The 17,416-nt window shown below is 70.6% G+C and carries 16 protein-coding genes and 2 tRNA genes; 9 read left to right on the top strand and 9 right to left on the bottom strand.

What is annotated here, in order from left to right:
* The first annotated feature begins 104 nt into the window (after window positions 1-104).
* Entirely contained in the window at window positions 105-2,807 is a 2,703-nt protein-coding gene (locus B5D60_RS01850; protein ID WP_078698571.1) for an Ig-like domain-containing protein, read from the top strand.
* A 73-nt stretch (window positions 2,808-2,880) separates the two neighbouring features.
* Here the strand turns inward: B5D60_RS01850 and B5D60_RS01855 are convergent, their stop codons facing one another.
* The gene (locus tag B5D60_RS01855) at window positions 2,881-3,339 is read right to left on the bottom strand and encodes a winged helix-turn-helix transcriptional regulator (protein WP_197684367.1); all 459 of its coding nucleotides are present in this window, start codon (window positions 3,337-3,339) and stop codon (window positions 2,881-2,883) included.
* Between the two features lie 110 nt (window positions 3,340-3,449).
* Between B5D60_RS01855 and B5D60_RS01860 the strand changes: the two genes are divergently transcribed.
* A complete protein-coding gene (locus tag B5D60_RS01860; protein WP_078698573.1) occupies window positions 3,450-4,826 on the top strand; it encodes an MFS transporter in 1,377 nt (458 codons plus the stop codon).
* Between the two features lie 9 nt (window positions 4,827-4,835).
* Here the strand turns inward: B5D60_RS01860 and B5D60_RS01865 are convergent, their stop codons facing one another.
* From B5D60_RS01865 to arsM, 3 genes are read right to left on the bottom strand one after another with little or no spacing between them, the layout of a single operon-like run.
* Window positions 4,836-5,279, bottom strand: coding sequence for an arsenate-mycothiol transferase ArsC (locus B5D60_RS01865; RefSeq protein WP_078698574.1), 444 nt, complete (start codon window positions 5,277-5,279; stop codon window positions 4,836-4,838).
* Window positions 5,276-6,346 carry an ACR3 family arsenite efflux transporter gene (gene arsB, locus B5D60_RS01870; RefSeq protein WP_078698575.1) on the bottom strand — a complete coding sequence of 357 codons (1,071 nt, stop codon included), beginning with the start codon at window positions 6,344-6,346 and terminating at the stop codon, window positions 5,276-5,278. Before arsB ends, B5D60_RS01865 begins: the two co-directional genes overlap by 4 nt.
* Window positions 6,343-7,110, bottom strand: a complete 768-nt coding sequence (gene arsM, locus B5D60_RS01875) for an arsenite methyltransferase (protein WP_078698576.1) — start codon at window positions 7,108-7,110, stop codon at window positions 6,343-6,345. The genes arsB and arsM overlap by 4 nt, the downstream gene beginning before the upstream one ends.
* Before the next feature lie 105 nt (window positions 7,111-7,215).
* Between arsM and B5D60_RS01880 the strand changes: the two genes are divergently transcribed.
* Window positions 7,216-7,563: an ArsR/SmtB family transcription factor gene (locus B5D60_RS01880; protein WP_078698577.1), complete on the top strand. Its 348-nt coding sequence runs from the start codon at window positions 7,216-7,218 to the stop codon at window positions 7,561-7,563.
* Window positions 7,564-7,572: 9 nt separating this feature from the next.
* Here the strand turns inward: B5D60_RS01880 and B5D60_RS01885 are convergent, their stop codons facing one another.
* The gene (locus B5D60_RS01885) at window positions 7,573-8,211 is read right to left on the bottom strand and encodes an FMN-dependent NADH-azoreductase (RefSeq protein ID WP_078698578.1); all 639 of its coding nucleotides are present in this window, start codon (window positions 8,209-8,211) and stop codon (window positions 7,573-7,575) included.
* Between the two features lie 83 nt (window positions 8,212-8,294).
* On the opposite strand from B5D60_RS01885, the gene B5D60_RS01890 reads away from it, so the two are divergent.
* Window positions 8,295-8,810 carry a MarR family winged helix-turn-helix transcriptional regulator gene (locus B5D60_RS01890; protein WP_197684369.1) on the top strand — a complete coding sequence of 172 codons (516 nt, stop codon included), beginning with the start codon at window positions 8,295-8,297 and terminating at the stop codon, window positions 8,808-8,810.
* 91 nt (window positions 8,811-8,901) lie between these two features.
* On the opposite strand, the gene B5D60_RS01895 is transcribed toward B5D60_RS01890, so the two are convergent.
* Window positions 8,902-9,990: a peptidoglycan-binding domain-containing protein gene (locus B5D60_RS01895; RefSeq protein WP_153302833.1), complete on the bottom strand. Its 1,089-nt coding sequence runs from the start codon at window positions 9,988-9,990 to the stop codon at window positions 8,902-8,904.
* A 212-nt stretch (window positions 9,991-10,202) separates the two neighbouring features.
* Between B5D60_RS01895 and B5D60_RS01900 the strand changes: the two genes are divergently transcribed.
* From B5D60_RS01900 to B5D60_RS01910, 3 genes are all read left to right on the top strand, one after another.
* Entirely contained in the window at window positions 10,203-10,793 is a 591-nt protein-coding gene (locus B5D60_RS01900; protein WP_078698580.1) for a DUF1269 domain-containing protein, read from the top strand.
* 218 nt (window positions 10,794-11,011) lie between these two features.
* Window positions 11,012-11,851 carry a hypothetical protein gene (locus tag B5D60_RS01905; protein ID WP_197684370.1) on the top strand — a complete coding sequence of 280 codons (840 nt, stop codon included), beginning with the start codon at window positions 11,012-11,014 and terminating at the stop codon, window positions 11,849-11,851.
* Window positions 11,848-12,558 (top strand): hypothetical protein, encoded by a 711-nt coding sequence (locus B5D60_RS01910; protein WP_078698582.1) that lies wholly within the window; start codon window positions 11,848-11,850, stop codon window positions 12,556-12,558. The genes B5D60_RS01905 and B5D60_RS01910 overlap by 4 nt, the downstream gene beginning before the upstream one ends.
* 157 nt (window positions 12,559-12,715) lie before the next feature.
* Here B5D60_RS01910 and B5D60_RS01915 read toward each other — a convergent pair.
* The 3 genes from B5D60_RS01915 to B5D60_RS01925 all read right to left on the bottom strand — a co-directional run bounded on the left by B5D60_RS01915 (window position 12,716) and on the right by B5D60_RS01925 (window position 14,633).
* A tRNA-Glu gene (locus B5D60_RS01915) sits at window positions 12,716-12,791 on the bottom strand.
* A gap of 42 nt (window positions 12,792-12,833) precedes the next feature.
* A tRNA-Gln gene (locus tag B5D60_RS01920) sits at window positions 12,834-12,905 on the bottom strand.
* Window positions 12,906-13,016: 111 nt separating this feature from the next.
* Entirely contained in the window at window positions 13,017-14,633 is a 1,617-nt protein-coding gene (locus B5D60_RS01925) for a class I adenylate-forming enzyme family protein (RefSeq protein ID WP_078698583.1), read from the bottom strand.
* Window positions 14,634-14,690: 57 nt separating this feature from the next.
* Between B5D60_RS01925 and B5D60_RS01935 the strand changes: the two genes are divergently transcribed.
* Window positions 14,691-15,518, top strand: coding sequence for a TetR family transcriptional regulator (locus B5D60_RS01935; RefSeq protein WP_172806229.1), 828 nt, complete (start codon window positions 14,691-14,693; stop codon window positions 15,516-15,518).
* A gap of 179 nt (window positions 15,519-15,697) precedes the next feature.
* Window positions 15,698-17,356 (top strand): class I adenylate-forming enzyme family protein, encoded by a 1,659-nt coding sequence (locus tag B5D60_RS01940; RefSeq protein WP_078698585.1) that lies wholly within the window; start codon window positions 15,698-15,700, stop codon window positions 17,354-17,356.
* The last annotated feature ends 60 nt before the right edge of the window (window positions 17,357-17,416 follow it).

Here is a 17,416-nt window from a genome sequence, read left to right on the forward strand (position 1 = left end):
GACTGCCCGACATCCGCACGCCCGGCAATCCAGCCCACCGACTCACGAGATCTCTCTTCTGAACCGGCCTGCCCAGTGTGGCAGGAGAAAGCGACACCATCACCATGACCACCCCCCTTCGCCTCCCGTTGCGCCGCGGCCTCGCGGCCGCAGCGGTGGGCGCCCTCACGGCCTCGCTGCTCGCCATCACGCCGGCGACCGCCCAGGCCGCCCCCACCCCGACCGTCGGCGTCACCGTCGACTACTTCGACGACGTGTACGACGACCTCGGCGCCAGCAGCGTCTTCGAGACCGTGACGATCGAGCGGTTCGAGTACCTGCTCAAGAACCAGACAGGCAACGTCGCCTTCTTCATCGGCGACCCGTCCGACCCCTCCAGCCAGGCGACCATCGCCCACGTGAACCGGGTCGCGAAGGCGCGGGGCATCTCGAAGATCTACAACTTCACGCCCAAGCTCGACGGCGACTCCCTCAACGTCTGGGACCTGGCCGACTCGGGGCTGAGCGAGGCCGGCCGGACGTTCTACGGGAACGTCGGCAACCGTCTCATCACGGACTACCTGAACAAGGACGTCGAGACCACGTTCACGAAGAACGCGGCGACGGACCCCTACCTGTTCGTCTACAACAAGGACCGTCAGGTCGGCGGTGTGGAGGACCGGATCGTGGCCGCCCTCGCCGGCGCGAAGACCGCGGCCGACCTGGACACGCCGGCCGAGGTCGACGCCTACGAGGACCAGGTCGAGGCCACGCTCGGCAGCGTCGGCTCGTACGCGACGAACACGAACTTCACCTTCCAGAAGGACGAGGTCAACCGCCGCCACAGCGCGTCCTACCCCAACGCCGAGACCCACGGCGGGGAGATCCTCACCGACGCCGACTCCACGGACGGCTTCCGCATCCAGACCGTCACCTACCCCGAGCTGCTCCACCTGCTCGACCAGCCCGGGGACATCCCGCTGCTGTTCGGCGGCACGTGGTGCCACAACACGCGGGCGATCATCAAGCAGGTGAATGCCGACGCGCAGACCTACGGGGTCAGGACGGTCTACAACTTCGACTTCTCGCTGTTCTCGACCGGCAACGGCGGGTCTGACCTCGGTCACATCCGCGACAACGCGCTGCCCACCACCGAGGACGGGGTCACGAAGGTCTCGCGTCCCTCGCACCTGTACGGCGATCTCGTCAACGATCGCCTGACCAACGCGATCACCCAGTACCGGACCACCCAGGACGTCGCGGATCTCGGGGGCGGCAGCGTCAACGCCGTGTCGTACTTCCCCGGTGGCGACACGTCGAAGACGGCGAAGCAGGCCCGCAAGATCCAGGTCGGCCACGTGCTCACCTACAACAAGGACCACGTGGACGCGCTCGGTGAGCGCGCGCCCGTCGTGGACCAGGCCATCCGGCGGAACGACGACGGAGGCAACACCGAGCACATGACCGAGTGGTGGTACGTGGCCGGCCGCGACCTGCCCCTGGGCGACGCGGCCCTCCGGGGCTCGCTCAACCCCGCCAGCGAGGCGGGCGCGAACTCCCTGCAGAGCCAGCGTGCCTTCGCCAAGGAGGCCGTCGCCGAGATCGACACCGTGTTCCGCGGCCTGGCGGGCCGGTCGCACGCCAGCACCACGACCGTCGCCGAGGTCGGCCCGGTCTCGGTGGGCGGAACGCCGACGCTCGACGTGTCGGTCGCCGCGGCGGGCTACGCGCCGTTCATCTCGCTCAACTCGGCCAACGCCAACACGGCGCTGCTGACCGACACCGGCAGGCCCTCCGGGCTCGTCGCGGTCTTCGACGGAGCCGAGAAGGTGGGCCAGGCGCGTCTCAAGCGCAACGGCACCGCCAGCATCACCCTCCCGGCCCAGCCGGCCGGTGAGAGCGACCTGACCGTCCGGTACCTGGGGCGCGGCGACGTCATCGATCCGTCCCAGACGACGGTGTCGTTCGCGGTGGCCGGTGACCCCTCCACCACCACCCTCGCCGCTCCCCCGTCGCTCACCTTCGGGACCGGCGGATCGGTGACCGCCACGGTCACCGAGGGTGCGACGGGTTCGGTGCGGCTGCAGGGACTGCCCGGCGACCCGGTCACCGGGACGATCGAGAACGGCGTCGCGTCGCTGGCCGTCCCCACCTCGACGCCGGCAGGCCGCTACACGCTCCTCGCCCGGTACACCGGTGACGACAGGTTCGGTGCGTCGGAGTCCGAGCCGGTCGAGCTCGTCGTCGGCAAGGCCAACGCCGCGCTCAAGGCCACGGTCGCCGGGACCCGCTACGGAACGGCGCCGGTGGTGAAGGCCACCGTCACCGGCCCCGCGGGAGTCACGCCCACCGGCACCGTCACCGTCACGACGGGCGGGAAGTCGTACGTCGGACGCGTGAGCGGCGCGGGTGCGGCCTCGGTCGCGCTGCCCCGCACGCTGACGCCGAAGGCGTACGCGCTGACGATCGTCTACAGCGGCGACGCCAACGTGCGGGCCGCCAGCACGACGAGCCGGGTGACCGTCGCCAAGGGCGCCGTCGGATCCGTCAAGCTCAAGCCGAGGAAGACGGTCCGCGCGAAGAAGGTCACGGCCGCCACGGTGACGGTCGCGACGCCCAGCGGGCTGGCGAAGGCCACCGGCAAGGTCAGGATCGTCCTGAAGCGCGGCTCCAGCACGAAGGCCGTGGTGGCCACCGTCCGCTCGGGTCGCGCCACGGTGAAGCTGCCGAAGCTCACCAAGGGCACGTGGACCGCCAAGGTCTCGTACCTGGGCAGCACCACCTACACGGGCAGGACCGTCACCACGAAGGTGAAGGTCAAGGGCTGACCCGCCGGCACTGAGCGAGGGGCCCCGACCGTCATCGGTCGGGGCCCCTCGTCGCAGTCTCAGCGTGGAACGGTCACGAGCGGACCGGCCCGGAGAGTGGCCGCGGCGTCACGCTGGTGGAGCCCGGCCTGACCCACGCCGCGTTGTCGGTGGTCAGGCGCGCCCCGCAGGCGCTGCAGGACTCGCCCTGCGTGCTCTCCTGCCCACAGCTGCGGCAGATCACGCGCAAGTGGCCCGACGCCTCCGCGGGCGGATCGTGCTTCTCGGCCCAGAGGGCGTAGGCGTGGAGCACCGGCAGTGCGTCCGCGCCGGCCTCGGTGAGCCGATAGTCGTAGCGGGGCCTGGCGCCGTCGCGGTAGGGCTCGCGCACCACGAGACCCGCCTCGATCATGTCGGCGAGGCGCTTCGTGAGCACGTTGTCGGCGGCACCGGTGCGGTCGCGCAGCTCGTCGAAGCGGCTGGCCCCGGCGAACAGCTCACGCAGGACCAGCAGGACCCACGGGTCGCCGAGGACGTGGATCCCCCGTGCCATGGGGCACGCCTTGCCTGACCAGTCCGAGCGCAGCACCACGAGGCCTCACCTTCCTTCGGAGTCGATGCTACTCACTTGCTTCAAGCAAGTCACCCTTCTAGGCTGCCACCGTGACCGACTCCCTCCGCGCCAGCCACCGCTCCGGCGGCACCTTCCTGCCCGCCGTCGCCGTGAGCTGCGCCGCCGTGCTGATCGCGATGGACCTGTTCGTCATCAACCTCGCCTTCGAGGCCATCAGCTCGGACTTCCCGGAAGCCGCTCCCCAGACGATGTCGTGGGTGATCAACGCCTACGCGGTGGTCTTCGCGGCACTCCTCGTGCCGGCGGGACGCCTGGCCGACAAGTACGGACGCCGGAAGCTCTTCCGGCTCGGGCTCTCGGTCTTCGCCGTGGGCGCCCTCGGCGCCGCGCTCTCGGGCGACGTCTTCGTGCTCATCGCGGCACGCGGGCTGCAGGGCATGGGAGCAGCCCTCTTCGTCCCGACCGGGCTGGCCCTCCTGCTGGCCTCGTCCCCCGTCTCGCGCCACACGTCGATGCTGGCGGTGTGGACCGCCGTGGGGTCGGTGGCCGCCGCGGGCGGTCCGATCCTGGGTGGCGCGCTGACGCAGGTGAACTGGCGGTGGATCTTCCTCATCAGCCTTCCGGTGATCCTCGTCGCGCTGGCCACGTCGGTCACCCTGGCGGAGACTCCGAAGAAGGAGACGCGGGTACCCGACCTGGCGGGCTCGGCGCTGCTCGCCGTGAGCGTTGGCACGCTGGTCGCGGGCCTGTCGTACGTCCGGGACCGCGGCCTCACCGACCCCGGACTCCTCGCGCTGTTCGCCGTCTCCGCGATCGCCCTGGCGTGGTTCACGCGCCGGTGCATGACGCAGCCCGTGCCCGCCCTGGACCTGAGCGTGTTCAAGGACGCGACGTTCGCCTGGGCGACGTTCGGCATCGCGACCTACTTCGTCGGCTTCGCGATCCTGCTGCTCGGCGGAAGCCTCATGCTGACCCGCGTCTGGGCCCTGGATCCCCTGACCGCCGGACTGATCTTCTCGCTCGGGCCCCTGACGGCAGGCGTCACCGCCGTGACGATGGGTCGCACCGACATGTCCCCGCGGCTGCTGGCCGCGGTGGGTGGCCTGCTCCTCGCGCTGGCCGGCCTCTTGTGGCTCGTGCTCCTCGACACGCAGACGACCTCGCTCCCGGTGTTCTTCGCGGGAATGGTCGTCTCGGGACTCGGGGCGGGCTCCGGACAGGTCGGCTTCCTCGCGGCGGGCACCAGCCGGCTGGAGTCCTCGGAGTTCGCTGCGGGAACGGGCATCATCAACACCGCGCGTCAGGTCGGCTCCGCCCTCGGCGTCTCGATACTGGTGGCGATCACCGGCGCGAGCGTGCTGGTCGACGACTTCAGCGGGGCGTGGCTCGCCGTGACGATCGCGAGCCTCGTGGCGACCGGTACGACGGTGTTCATGCGCCCGGCGCACGACCCCCTCAGCGTCTAGGCGGACACGTCACCGGGCGCGCGTCACCGACGGCGCCAGCTCGAGATCCGGCGCGATCTCCCCCAGGAGGTCGCGGACGCGGGCGTCGAGGTCGGCGATGATCCGGTGCACGGTGGTCTCGTCCTGGCCGCCCGGGTCGTCGACCGGCCAGTCACGGTAGGTGACGCCGGGGACGTACGGGCACTCCTCGCCGCAGCCGAGCGTGATGGCCAGGTCGCTGGCGGCGATCATCTCGCGCGTCAAGTGCTTCGGGCGCTCGCGCGAGGTGTCCAGACCGAGTTGCTCGAGCGCGGCGGCGACCTCCGGGTGCACGTGCTCGCCCGGCTGCGTGCCCGCCGAGAGCGCGACGACGCGGCCCTGGGCGTAGTGCTCGGTCAGCAGGCGCGCCGCCACGGAGCGTCCGCCGTTGCGGACGCAGGCGAAGACGACCTGGGGCTGGTGCGTTGCGGTCATGGGGTGACTCCTTGGCGGGTGTCGGGGAAGAAGCGGCGCGCCCACAGGCTGACGTAGACGAGCCCGACGAGGACGGGAACCTCGATCAGCGGCCCGACGACGCCGGCCAGGGCCTGACCGCTGGTGGCGCCGTAGACCGCGATGGCCACGGCGATGGCGAGCTCGAAGTTGTTGCCGGCCGCGGTGAACGCGATCGTGGTCGAGCGGGCGTAGCCCAGCCCCGCGAGGCGCGCGAGCCACAGCGAGCCCGCCCACATGATCGCGAAGTAGAGCACGAGCGGGACTGCGATCCGCGCGACGTCGAGCGGCTGGCGGGTGATCTGGTCGCCCTGGAGCGCGAACAGCAGCACGATGGTGAACAGCAGGCCGTAGAGCGCCCACGGCCCCAGCCTCGGCAGGAAGCGCTCCTCGTACCACTGCCGTCCGCGGCGGCGCTCCCCCACGACGCGCGTGAGGTAGCCGGCCGCCAGCGGGATGCCCAGGAACACCAGCACGCTCCCGGCGATCTGCCACGGCGAGACGTCCAGGCCCGCGGAGGACAGGCCCAGCCAGCCCGGCAGCACGTCGAGGTAGAACCAGCCCAGCAGGGCGAACGCGAGCACCTGGAAGACCGAGTTGACGGCCACCAGGACCGCCGCCGCCTCACGGTCGCCGCACGCGAGGTCGTTCCAGATGATCACCATCGCGATGCAGCGGGCGAGCCCCACGATGATGAGGCCGGTGCGGTACTCGGGCAGGTCGGGCAGCAGCAGCCAGGCGAGCGCGAACATCAGCGCCGGCCCGATCAGCCAGTTGAGCACCAGCGACAGCACCATCGTGCGGGTGTCGCGGGCGACCGCGCCGACCTCGTCGTACCGGACCTTGGCCAGCACCGGGTACATCATCACGAGCAGGCCGACGGCGATCGGCAGCGACACCGACCCGATCGTCACCGCATCGAGCGCCGTCGCCACCCCGGGAACGGCCCTGCCGAGGACCAGTCCGGCGAGCATCGCCAGGCCGATCCAGACCGGCAGGAAGCGGTCGAGCGTGGACAGCCGCTGTCCGACCGGCGCCTCCACCGTCATGCGGTCGGCTTCGTGGCGCGGACGATGGCCCCGTGCATCCCCGGCACGGCCTCGTGGGTGAACTCGACCTCGGCATCGACGAATCCGACCGCGGCGAGGCCGTCGAGGTACTCCGAGCGCGACAGGGCGCCGGCGATGCAGCCGACGTACGAGCCGCGATCGGCCCGCGCGCCCGCGTCGAGGTGGTCCTCGGCGACGACGTCGGAGATGCCGATCCGCCCGCCGGGCACCAGCACGCGGTACATCTCCGCGATCACCCTCGGCTTGTCGACCGACAGGTTGATGACGCAGTTCGAGATCACCACGTCGACCGACGCGTCGGGCAGCGGCACGTCCTCGATGGTGCCCTTGAGGAACTCCACGTTGGTCGCGCCGGCCTTGGCGGCGTTCTGGCGGGCCAGGTCGAGCATCTCCTCGGTCATGTCCACGCCGTAGGCGAACCCGGACTCACCCACGCGACGGGCCGAGAGCAGCACGTCGATGCCGCCACCGGAGCCGAGGTCGAGCACGCGCTCCCCCTCGGCCAGCGCGGCGACGGCCGTGGGGTTGCCACAGCCGAGGCTGGCCGCGACGGCCTCCGCCGGCAGCTCCTGCTGCTGGTCGGTGTCGTAGAGCACCGCGCCGAAGGACTCGTCGACATCCACGGCCCCGCCGCAGCACGACGAGCCGCCACAGCCGTCTCCCTCGACCTTCAGGGCGGCCTCGGCGTACCGGGCGCGCACCTCCTCCTGGACTTCCTGCGGGGACTTCTGCGTGGTGGTCATGACCGCTCCTCGGGCTCCGTGCATCCATGTCGTATCGGCGGATGTCGATGTATCGAGATTCTTCGATGTATCGACGTTTGTCAATACGTCTGGCAGGATGGGTCCATGACCACGCGCACGGCACTCCCCCTGCTGGACGACGGCGCCTGCTGCTCCCCCGTGACCGGCGGCGTGCTCGATGCCGAGGAGGCGCAGCGCCTCGCGAAGATGTTCAAGGCGCTCGGCGACCCCACGCGCGTCCGGCTGCTGTCGATCATCGCGGCCGGCGCGGACCGCGAGGCCTGCATCTGCGACCTGACCGAGCCGGTCGGACTCTCCCAGCCCACGGTCTCGCATCACATGAAGCAGCTGGTCGACGCCGGCCTCGTGACGCGCGAGCAGCGAGGCCGCTGGGCCTTCTACCGCGTGGTCGACGAGACCCTCGCGTCGCTCGGCGCCGCCCTCACGCCCTAGTCCGGGCCGTCAGGCCGCCCGAGCCGCGAGCGTCGCGCCTGCCGTCGCAGCGGCCTCCTCGGCGGCCTTGCGCATCATCGACGCCATCTCGGTGAACTCGTCGAGAGCCGGGTTCACGCCGACGAGGGTGAACTCGCGCTCGACCACGGTCAGGTCGGCGCCCCAGATGTCGACGAGGATGCGGCGCAGGAAGTCGGTGTTGTGGTCCCAGCCCTCGCGCGGGGTGCCGGGTCCGTAGGCGCCGCCACGGGTGGTCACCAGGACCGTCGGCGTCCCCTCGAGCAGCCGCGTGCCCTGCGGCGCGCCGGCCAGGGCGACGTCGATCCAGGTCTTGGCGTGCTGGGAGATGCCGAAGTTGTAGAGCGGCAGCGCGAGGACGGCCATCGAGGCCTGCTGCAGCTCGGCGGCCACCTGGCCGGCGACGACGATCGCCTCGCGCTGGGCGGGACTGCGGTTCTCCTCCGGAGTGAAGCCACCGCCGACGGCTCCCGCCCAGACGTCGGCCGGCAGCGGCTCCCGTCCGAGGTGACGGCGCACCACCGGCACCTCGGGGCGGGCGGCGACGAACTCGTCGACCACGACGTCGGCCAGCGCACTGCTGGCGGACATCGGGCCCTGGATGCTGGCATCGACACGAAGCAGGGACATGGGTTCTCCTCAGGTGAACTTGAATGTTCAAGTCAGTCTACGCATTCGACTTGAATGTTCAAGTGACCGGGTAGACTTCTCCTGTGATCAACGACACGAGCGCCACCGAGACCGACGTGCCGTGGCTGAGCGACGACCAGCAGCAGCAGTGGCGCTCGCTGTTCGGCATGCTCGCGACCCTGCCGACCGCGATCGACGCACAGCTCAAGCGGGACGCCGGTGTGAACACCTACGAGTACCAGGTGCTCGCCACCCTGTCGCAGTCCCCCGGCCACACGATCGGTCTGTCGGTGCTGGCAGAGGAGGCGCGCGGCTCGCTCTCGCGACTCTCACACGCGCTCACGCGCCTGGAGAAGGCCGGCTGGGTCGAGCGGTGCCCCGCGGAGACCGGCGGCCGCCGCATGCGCGCCCGACTCACCGAGTCCGGCCTGGCGAAGATCGAGGCCATCGCGCCCGCGCACGTGCGCGAGGTGCGCCGCCTCGTGATCGACGTACTCACCGACGAGCAGCTGACGGTGCTCGGCGATGCGGCCCGCGCGATCGCCGCGGCGGCCCAGGAGCGCACGGCCGAGACCTGCACCGAGGACGCCACCTGCTGAACCGCCCCGCGTGGACGGGGCTCGGTGCCAAGGTGTCGCCAGGGACCAGCGCCCGGCCGTGCTGTCCGTCCAGCCGGAGTCGCGGCGCTCGCTAGTCGGACGGAGGACTGGCCGACGGGCTCGCGGTGGCGGAGGTGCGGCCCGGGGACTCCTCGTCGGCCTCCTGAGCCTCGGCGATCGCCTTCTCCAGCGCCGTGATCGTGGCCGCGTCGACGGTGCCGGTCGGCTCGACGTCGAGCTCGTCCTGGAAGTCCTCGAGGGCCTCGGTCAGCTCGGGCGTCCACTCCCCGTCGACCGGCCCGTCCCAGAATCCGGCGAGCCTGAGGGTCTGCTGGAGCGCGGCCGTGGAGGCCGTGTCCTCCTGGGCGCTCGCCCCGCCCTGCGCGGCGAGGTCGGCCTGGAGCGCGGCAGCGGTCGCCTTGTCGACCACTCCGGTCACCGGCAGGCCGCTGGCCTCCTGCAGGGCCTTGACGGCGTCGACCGTCGCCGGGCCGTAGACGCCGTCGACCTCGCCGTCGAAGTGACCCGCCTCGGACAGCGACCGTTGGAGCGTCGTGGTGTACTCGCGAACCGCGGACTCGGCCTGCACCGCCTGCTCGTCGGTGAGGCAGCCGGCATCCGCGAAGAGCCGCAACCACGACAGCTCGAGGGCCACGGCGGCGGCGTTGAACTGCTCCGATGCCTGCGCCAGCGGGGTCGCGTCCGTGATGCCCTCCTGCGCGGTGGCGAACTGCGACTCCGCCTGCTCGACGCGATCGACCGTGGCTGCGGGCGCCAGCGGGTCGGGACTGCTCGACGCCGGGGCCGTGGTCTTCGCGGACGGGTCCTTCGCGACGGCCAGCGCCGCCTCGGCCTCGGCCAGCTCCTGCCTCGCGTCCGCGACGGCCCGCTGCGCGTCGACGGCCGCCTCCGCCCCGTCCATCGCCTCGGCGCGGGGCTGCTCGAGCTCGGCCCCCGCGTCCCGGACGTCGCCGACGGTGGTGGTGGTCTCGGTCAGCACGTCGCCGTAGCGGTCGAGCGAGGTGATGTAGTCCTCGCTCGCGTCGCAGAATTCCTCGGACTGCTCCGCAAATTCGGCCTTCGCGTCGGCGAGGGCCTTCTCCTTGGCCTGGACGCGGGCCTCCGCAGCCTTCACCGGATCGTCTCCGTCACCCTCGCCACAGCCCGCCAGGGTGAGCATCAGCGCTGCACCTGCCGCGGCGAGTGCCACCGGCGTGCGAAGAAGGCGGGCGTCTCGTCGTCTCGCGACTCGTGGCATGGCGGGCCTCCTGGCTTCCGCGGTCAACGTAGCGGGCCCGGGGACCTTCGACAACGGTCCTGCGGGATGAGGTCGCCTGCCCCCGTCGTGAACTAGCGTCGGGACTCCGCGCTCCATCCACCCGAGGAGAACCCATGTCAGAGAACCAGAACACCGACGCCGAGACCACGAGCGAGACCGAGGTCGTCGCCGCGGCCGTCACCGACGGCGCGTACACGCTCTTCATCGCCGACTTCTCCGACACCAGCACCGCCTGGCAGGCCTACGAGTCGCTCAAGTCGGTGGAGGACGGTCGTTCGGTGGAGCTCGAGGGAGTCATCGTCGTGAAGCGGGAGGCCGACGGCAAGCTGGAGATCCAGAAGGCCACCGACCACAGCACCCGACGCGGCCTCACCTGGGGACTGGTCGGCGGAGTGGCCCTGGGCCTGGTCTTCCCGCCCTCGATCATCGGGAGTGCCGCTGCGGTGGGCGCCATGGGCGCGGCGGTGGGCAAGGCCCGTCAGCTGCGCAACCGCAGCGAGCTGTCCGACGAGCTGGAGGCCGCCATCCAGCCGGGACACTCAGGGATCGTGGCGCTCGTCTCGGACCCCGGTGCCGTCGAGATCCGCAAGGCCCTCGCGCTCGCCGACGCCATCGTGGAGTCCGCGGTCGACGACGTGGCGGCCCGCGACATCAAGGCCGCGGCGAAGGAAGCCGAGTCCGACTCGGAGAGCGAGAAGGCCTGAGCCACGGCGGCCTGATCAGCGTGAGGGCGTAGGACGCAGCGAACGCGCCACGAACCGACGACGGACTCCGCCGCAGGCGACTCGCACGGTCCATCGCAAGACCTCCCTCACTGCCGGATCCGGTAGCGCAAACCTTCCAGCATCCGCATGCTCACCGCAGCAGGATGCGGATATCGGGACACGAGCACACCTTGGCGCGGATGGGGCACAATGCGGTCGTGCCCCACGTGCTTGACCTCGCGTCCCGAAGCTTCTGGCAGCTCACGGGCCGTCGCGTCGATCTCGACGGCTCCGAGCAGTGGCTGGATGCGCCGGTGAGCTCCTCGGCACGGGTGGGCACGGAGTGGATCGGCGCGGAGGCAGCACGGCACGGCGGCGTGCTGGGAGCTGATGACCCCGACGCCGGACTGCTGCCGTCCATGTCCGTCCTGGACGGTCCCGGATTCGCGGCGGACCGGCTGAACCCGTTGATCCGCGACTTCTACGAGCACACCTCGACGTGGCGGATGGACGTGTGGTCAGGATGGACCCCAGTGTTCTGGCCGGCCGGCGAGATGGTCTCGCGGTTGTGGGGCCGTCGCGTCGAGCAGCTTGCCCTGCCGATGCGTCCGCTCGACGTCGCGCACGGCATGGACAGCCGCGTCACGCCGGTACGAAACCACGACGGCGTCCAGATCGCGTCCGCCTGGACTCGAACCCTGCGCGAGAGCGGTCGGACGGTGTTCAGCGGCGCCTACTCCGCGCGGACGCTCCCGGGTGCCGAGAGCCCGAGCGTCCATGTGGCGTTCCCTCTGGAGTCAGGCAACCTCCAGGTGTTCCTGCGCCCTTCGGTCACCGCCGACGGAGGACTCCTCCTGGAGTCGCCTCGCGGCAGCTTCGGGGAGAACGGAGCCTACGTCGTCGTACGCGGAGCCGGCGCGCACGCGGCACGAGTCCCGCTGCACGAGACGTTCCGCGTCTACGTCGATCCGCACGGAGTGCTGCGCACTGACCACGAGCTGCGGGTCTGGGGTGCAGCGGCCCTGCGACTGCACTACAGGCTGGACCGTGCGTCATGACGATCCACAGCTTTCACCTCGCCGAGGTCTCTCGCAGGACTGGAGCCAGGGCGCTGCTGCGCCCGCCCACACCGGCCACCGCGCCAGGACTCGATCACCTCGAGTGCCTGTCGCTCATGCGGCTCGGCGCGCCGGTGGTGTCGCCCGACCGACTTCAGCTGCGAAGGCTGGCCGTCTTCGCGCAGTGGCAGGAGGAAGCGGCCCTCGATCGGTTCCTGGTCCGCGACCCGCTGGGCCCCTCCCTCGCCGCCGGATGGCACGTGCGGATGGAGTACCTGCGCCGCTGGTCGAGCCTTGCCGCGTTTCCCGGGCTGCCTGTTCGATCCGGCACCTGGGATCAGGACAAGCAGGTCGTGGCGGTCACACTGGCCCGGATGCGGACGCCGGAGATTCCTCGCTTTCTCCGCCACGGCAGGCCCGTGGAGCGCCTCGTTCGCGACCATCCCGGCGTCAGTCTCGCCGTCGCCGCCTTTCGTCCACCACGGACGATCTCGACCTTCACGGTCTGGCACAGCACGCGTCAGATGCTGGAGATGGTTCACGGTCGCTCGAGCGTGCCCGACCCGACGCGGCACGCGGATGCCATGCGCGAACGCGAACGCCGCGACTTCCACCATGAGTTCGCGACCTTTCGATTCCGGCCGCTGTCCGAGCACGGTTCCTGGGATGGCGCCACCGGCCTCGTGCCCGACTCGCACGCCCTCTAGCGCACTCATCCCGTAACGGAAGCGGAGAGGCCAGCCGCACCGGATCTTGGTACCAAGGTGCCGCCGGGGCGACCCGAAGGTCGAAAGATGGGTGGCACCCGGGGCCCCCACCGAGCGTGAAAAAGGCCCCCGATCCGAGGATCGGGGGCCTTTTCGCTGGTAGCCCCGACGGGATTCGAACCCGCGCTACCGCCTTGAGAGGGCGACGTGCTAGGCCGCTACACAACGGGGCCAGCGATGAGAAACGCTACCAGATCGACTCCAGTGCGTCCTCGCTGGGGTACTAGGACTCGAACCTAGAATGGCGGTACCAGAAACCGCTGTGTTGCCAATTACACCATACCCCATGGGGGTATCGGATCCCTGCCTCGCGGCAGCGCTCCGAACCAAGAGATGACTTTACCGGACACCTCCCCGACTGCCCAAACCGGGCCGCGCGAGTCGCCGTCTCCGACGGCTCACCCCAAGGCGGAGCGCCGGATCTTCCCCGTGGCCGTCCGCGGGAGCTCCGCCACGAACTCCACCTCACGCGGGTACTTGGTCGGCGCCAGGATCGAGCGGCTGAACTCGATGAGCTCGTACTCCGACACGGAGGCGTCGGGCTCGAGCACCACGTACGCCTTCGGCGACTGCCCGCGGTACTGGTCGGGGATGGCGACGACCGCGGCCTCGCGGACGTGCGGGTGGGTCATCAGCGCCGCCTCGATCTCGCGCGGCCAGACCTTGAAGCCGCTCGCGCTGATCATGTCCTTGCTGCGATCGATCACGTAGAACCACCCGTCGGGGTCCATGAAGCCCACGTCACCGGTCCGGAGCCTGCCACCGCCGAACACCTCCGCCGTGGAGATCGGCTTGTCCAGGTAGCCCGCGGCCACCTGAGGCCCCGACACGACGATCTCCCCCACGGCGCCGGCCGGCAGCTCGGCACCGTCCTCGCCCACGATGCGGACCGTCGTGTGGTGGACCGGGATCCCGATCGAGAGCGTGCGGGTGTCCTCGTCCACCGGCGTCCGCAGCCCCCGCGGCACGGCCGCCACGGCCGACGTCGCCTCCGTGAGGCCGTACACGTTGTGGATCGGCCGGCCGAAGCGCTTCCCCAGCCGTTCGGCGACGCCGGGTTCGATGGGCGCGCCACCGGACCAGAGCTCGCGGAAGCTCGCGAAGTCCTCTGCACTGACGTCCGGCAGGTCCGCCAGGCCGATGTAGGCCGTGATCACCGCGATCGTGAACTCGGGACGATGGCGGCGGATCGCCTCGATGATGAGCTCAGGGCGTACCCGGTGGGTCAGCACCAGGGTGCCCCCGATCCGCAAGGTGAGCGCGACGTGCCCGATCAGGCCGGTCACGTGGAAGATCGGACTCAGACCCAGGACGACGGCACCGTCCCGCAGACGGGCCCACTGCCGGTACACCGATGCGCCGAACTCCAGGTTCGCGTGCGAGTTGACGGTGAACTTCGACATCCCCGTCGTCCCCGACGTCGGCACGAACACCGCCGGTGCCTGCGGATCGACCGTCACGCGGACGCGATCCGCCGGGGCCGCCACGATGCGGGCGAAGGACGTGGCCGCATCCTCGGCCCCGAAGGCGGCCACCGAGGCGTCGCCGAAGTCCGACTGGGACGTCACGATCACCGGCAGGTCACGCAGCCGCGACACCCGGGAGCCGTGCAGGTGGATCAGCTCGTCGAGGATCACGACGGCGTCGGCGCCGCACTCGTCGAGGAGGTGGCTGAGCTCGGGCGAGGTGGCCAGCGGAGACAGGGGCGCGGCGACGGCTCCGAGTCTCCACGCAGCCACCATCGCGACGAGGAAGGCCGGGTTGTTCTGCAGCAGCAGCGCCACCGTGGACCCGGGGCCCAGTCCCGCGCTGCGCAGGTGGGCCGCCAGGGCGTCGGCCATGGTGTCGAGCTCGCCGTAGGTGATCGCTCCCTCGAAGTAGCGAACCGCGATCCGGCCCGGGTGCCGCGCGACCGTGGCGTCGAAGTGGTCCATCAGGGTCGTGCCCGAGGTGTCGAGCTCGACGTCGCCCTCGGGGTACCACGCGACCCACGGCCGCTGGCCGTCCGCGCTCATGGCTCCTGCCCTCGCGGTCCCGGGGTGAGCACCGGGTCGGTCGGTAGAGTCCGCTGTGTGACGCAGTCGCCCGGAACTCCCACCGTCGGCGTCGCGATCAGGCGGGCTCGCCAGGCCGCCGGCATCACGCTGCGGGACCTCGCCGGCTCCATCCAGGTCAGCGCCGGGACGATGAGCGCGATCGAGAACGACAAGGTGGGCGTCAGCATCGCTCGCCTCTCGCAGATCGCCTCGGCGCTGGGCACCGAGACCGCCCATCTGGTCATGCAGCCTCCATCGCGAGCACCGGCGGGGTCCGCGCCGCAGGAGCGGTCGCGTCCATGGCGCGCCTCGTCGACGATCCGCCTGGACAACGTTACCGCCGCCGCCGTCACGGTGTTCCACGAAGCGGGGTACCACGGAGCGACCATGCGGGCGATCGCGGCGACGGCCCAGCTGAGCGTCGCCGGCGTCTACCACCACCACCGGAGCAAGCACAGCATCCTGGTGTCCGTCTACGACCTGCTGCTCGACGAGCTGCAGGCGCGCGTCGCCGCGGCCGCCGCCGACGGCACGTCGCCCCACGATCGCGTGGTGAACATCGTCGAGGCGGTCAGCGTCTTCCGCGACCAGCATCCTGAGCTCTCGAGCGTGGCCGACTCGGAGCTTCGCAGCCTCGACGAGCCCGAGAGCAGTCGCATCACCGCTCGCAGCCGCACCATCTACGACACGCTGAGGGTTCATGCCGACGAGGCCCTGAACACGTCGGCCGCCGCCCCGATGTCGGCAGACGAGTTCAGCGCAGCCGTCCTGCGCCTCGCTGGGGTCTCGTGGCTGATCCCGCCCGGGATCCGAGGCAGAAGCGCCCTTCCTGTGACTCTCGCCCAGGCAGTCCTGCGGCCCTGACGAATGCCCCGAGTTCAGGTCCGCTGAACTGAACAACTGAACTCGGTGGCGACGGTTTTGTCGCCTGGCGAGCCGTGATTAATGTTCCTTGCGTCACACCCGAACGGTCGTTCGCTGTGTTCAGCACCAGGGTTCAGCCCCAAGCGAGCACCGTCCGACCAGGTCACGAGGATCCCCCGATGCCCGACTCCGTCACCCCGACCCGTCCCCCGTGGCTCTCCGGCTACCCGGACGGCAAGCCGGCGACCATCACGCCCGAGTACGGCACGTGCCTGGAGATGTTCTCCGCCGCCGTCGCCCGAAGCGCCGACGCACCCGCCATCCGCTACTTCGACGGCATCCTCACCTACGCGGAGGTCGACTCCCTGACCGACGCCATGGCGGCAGCACTGGTCGAGCGTGACTTCCGTCCTGGCGACCGGCTGGCCCTCTACCTCCAGAACGACCCGGCCTTCCTGCTCGGCCTGGTCGCGGCATGGAAGGCCGGCGGCATCGCCGTCCTCATCAACCCGATGAACAAGCAGCGCGAGGTCGACAACCTGCTACGCGATTCCGGTGCCGTTGCCCTGCTCACCCTCGACGACCTCTACGACTCGGTGGCTCGCGAGGTCGTGGAGTCCGGGCGGACCTCCGTCTCCACGGTGATCACGACGTCGGCGACCGACTTCCAGAGCCGGAACGACGCACGCGTGCTCGACTCCGACCCCGTCGACACGAACGGGACACTGCGCCTCACCGATCTCGCGACGACGCACGCCGGACGCCGTGCCCCCTCCCCCGACCTGGACCGCGACAGCGTCGCCGTCCTCACCTACACCTCGGGCACGACCGGCCTGCCCAAGGGCGCCATGAACACCCACGGCGCCATGGCGTTCAACACGCAGGTCTACCGCGACTGGATGGATCTTCCCGAGGGTGCCGGCGTCCTGGCCATCGCGCCGCTGTTCCACATCACCGGACTCGTCGGGCACGCCACCCTCTCGATGCTGCTTGCTGGACCACTGGTCCTGACGCACCGCTTCGAGCCGCACTCGATGCTCGACGCGATCCGCGAGCACCGCCCCTTCTTCACGATCGGCGCGATCACCGCACTGGTCGCCCTGACCAGCGCCGGCGGCGCGACGCGTGACGACTTCACGTCCCTCGAGGTCGTCTACTCCGGCGGTGCGCCGATCCCACCCGCGGTGGCCGACCGCATCGAGGAGGAGTTCGGGTTCTACGCCCACAACTTCTACGGGATGACGGAGACGACGTCGCCCACGCACGGCGTCCCGCGCGGCCTGCGGGCCCCCGTCGACCCGGTCTCCGGAGCCCTCGCGGTCGGCTTTCCGGTCTTCAACACGCACGTGCGCGTGGTCGACGAGGCCGGCGTCGAGGTCCCCGTCGGGGAGATCGGCGAGTTCGCCACCTCGGGCCCGCAGGTCATCCCCGGCTACTGGAGGAATCCTGAGGCCACCGCGGAGGCGATCGTCGACGGAGAGCTCCGCACCGGGGACATGGGCTTCATGGACGCGGACGGCTGGTTCTTCATCGTCGACCGCAAGAAGGACATGATCATCGCCTCCGGCTACAAGGTGTGGCCACGCGAGGTCGAGGACGTGCTCTACTCGCACCCGGCCGTCAAGGAGGCCGCGGTCGTCGGCGTCGCGCACGAGTACCGCGGCGAGACGGTGAGGGCCTTCGTCGCCCTGCACGCCGGCGCCCACACGACCTCGGATGAGCTCATCGCGTTCTGCAAGGAGCGGATGGCCGCCTACAAGTACCCGCGCGAGGTGCAGATCCTCGACCGCCTCCCCCAGTCCGTCACCGGCAAGATCCTGCGTCGCGAGCTGCGCTGACGCCTCGCGTGGGCTCCTGCCCACGCCCCGACTCACTCGACTCAACCACTTCAGAAAGGC

Source organism: Aeromicrobium choanae (genome assembly GCF_900167475.1).
GTDB classification, from domain to species: Bacteria; Actinomycetota; Actinomycetes; order Propionibacteriales; family Nocardioidaceae; genus Aeromicrobium; species Aeromicrobium choanae.

Coding starts and splice junctions, on each gene's coding strand:
- B5D60_RS01850 (WP_078698571.1), top strand. CDS start 105: ATGACCACCCCCCTTCGCCTCCCGTTGCGCCGCGGCCTCGCGGCCGCA.
- B5D60_RS01855 (WP_197684367.1), bottom strand. CDS start 3,339: ATGGCACGGGGGATCCACGTCCTCGGCGACCCGTGGGTCCTGCTGGTC.
- B5D60_RS01865 (WP_078698574.1), bottom strand. CDS start 5,279: ATGACCGCAACGCACCAGCCCCAGGTCGTCTTCGCCTGCGTCCGCAAC.
- arsB (WP_078698575.1), bottom strand. CDS start 6,346: ATGACGGTGGAGGCGCCGGTCGGACAGCGGCTGTCCACGCTCGACCGC.
- arsM (WP_078698576.1), bottom strand. CDS start 7,110: ATGACCACCACGCAGAAGTCCCCGCAGGAAGTCCAGGAGGAGGTGCGC.
- B5D60_RS01880 (WP_078698577.1), top strand. CDS start 7,216: ATGACCACGCGCACGGCACTCCCCCTGCTGGACGACGGCGCCTGCTGC.
- B5D60_RS01885 (WP_078698578.1), bottom strand. CDS start 8,211: ATGTCCCTGCTTCGTGTCGATGCCAGCATCCAGGGCCCGATGTCCGCC.
- B5D60_RS01895 (WP_153302833.1), bottom strand. CDS start 9,990: ATGCTCACCCTGGCGGGCTGTGGCGAGGGTGACGGAGACGATCCGGTG.
- B5D60_RS01900 (WP_078698580.1), top strand. CDS start 10,203: ATGTCAGAGAACCAGAACACCGACGCCGAGACCACGAGCGAGACCGAG.
- B5D60_RS01910 (WP_078698582.1), top strand. CDS start 11,848: ATGACGATCCACAGCTTTCACCTCGCCGAGGTCTCTCGCAGGACTGGA.
- B5D60_RS01925 (WP_078698583.1), bottom strand. CDS start 14,633: ATGAGCGCGGACGGCCAGCGGCCGTGGGTCGCGTGGTACCCCGAGGGC.
- B5D60_RS01940 (WP_078698585.1), top strand. CDS start 15,698: ATGCCCGACTCCGTCACCCCGACCCGTCCCCCGTGGCTCTCCGGCTAC.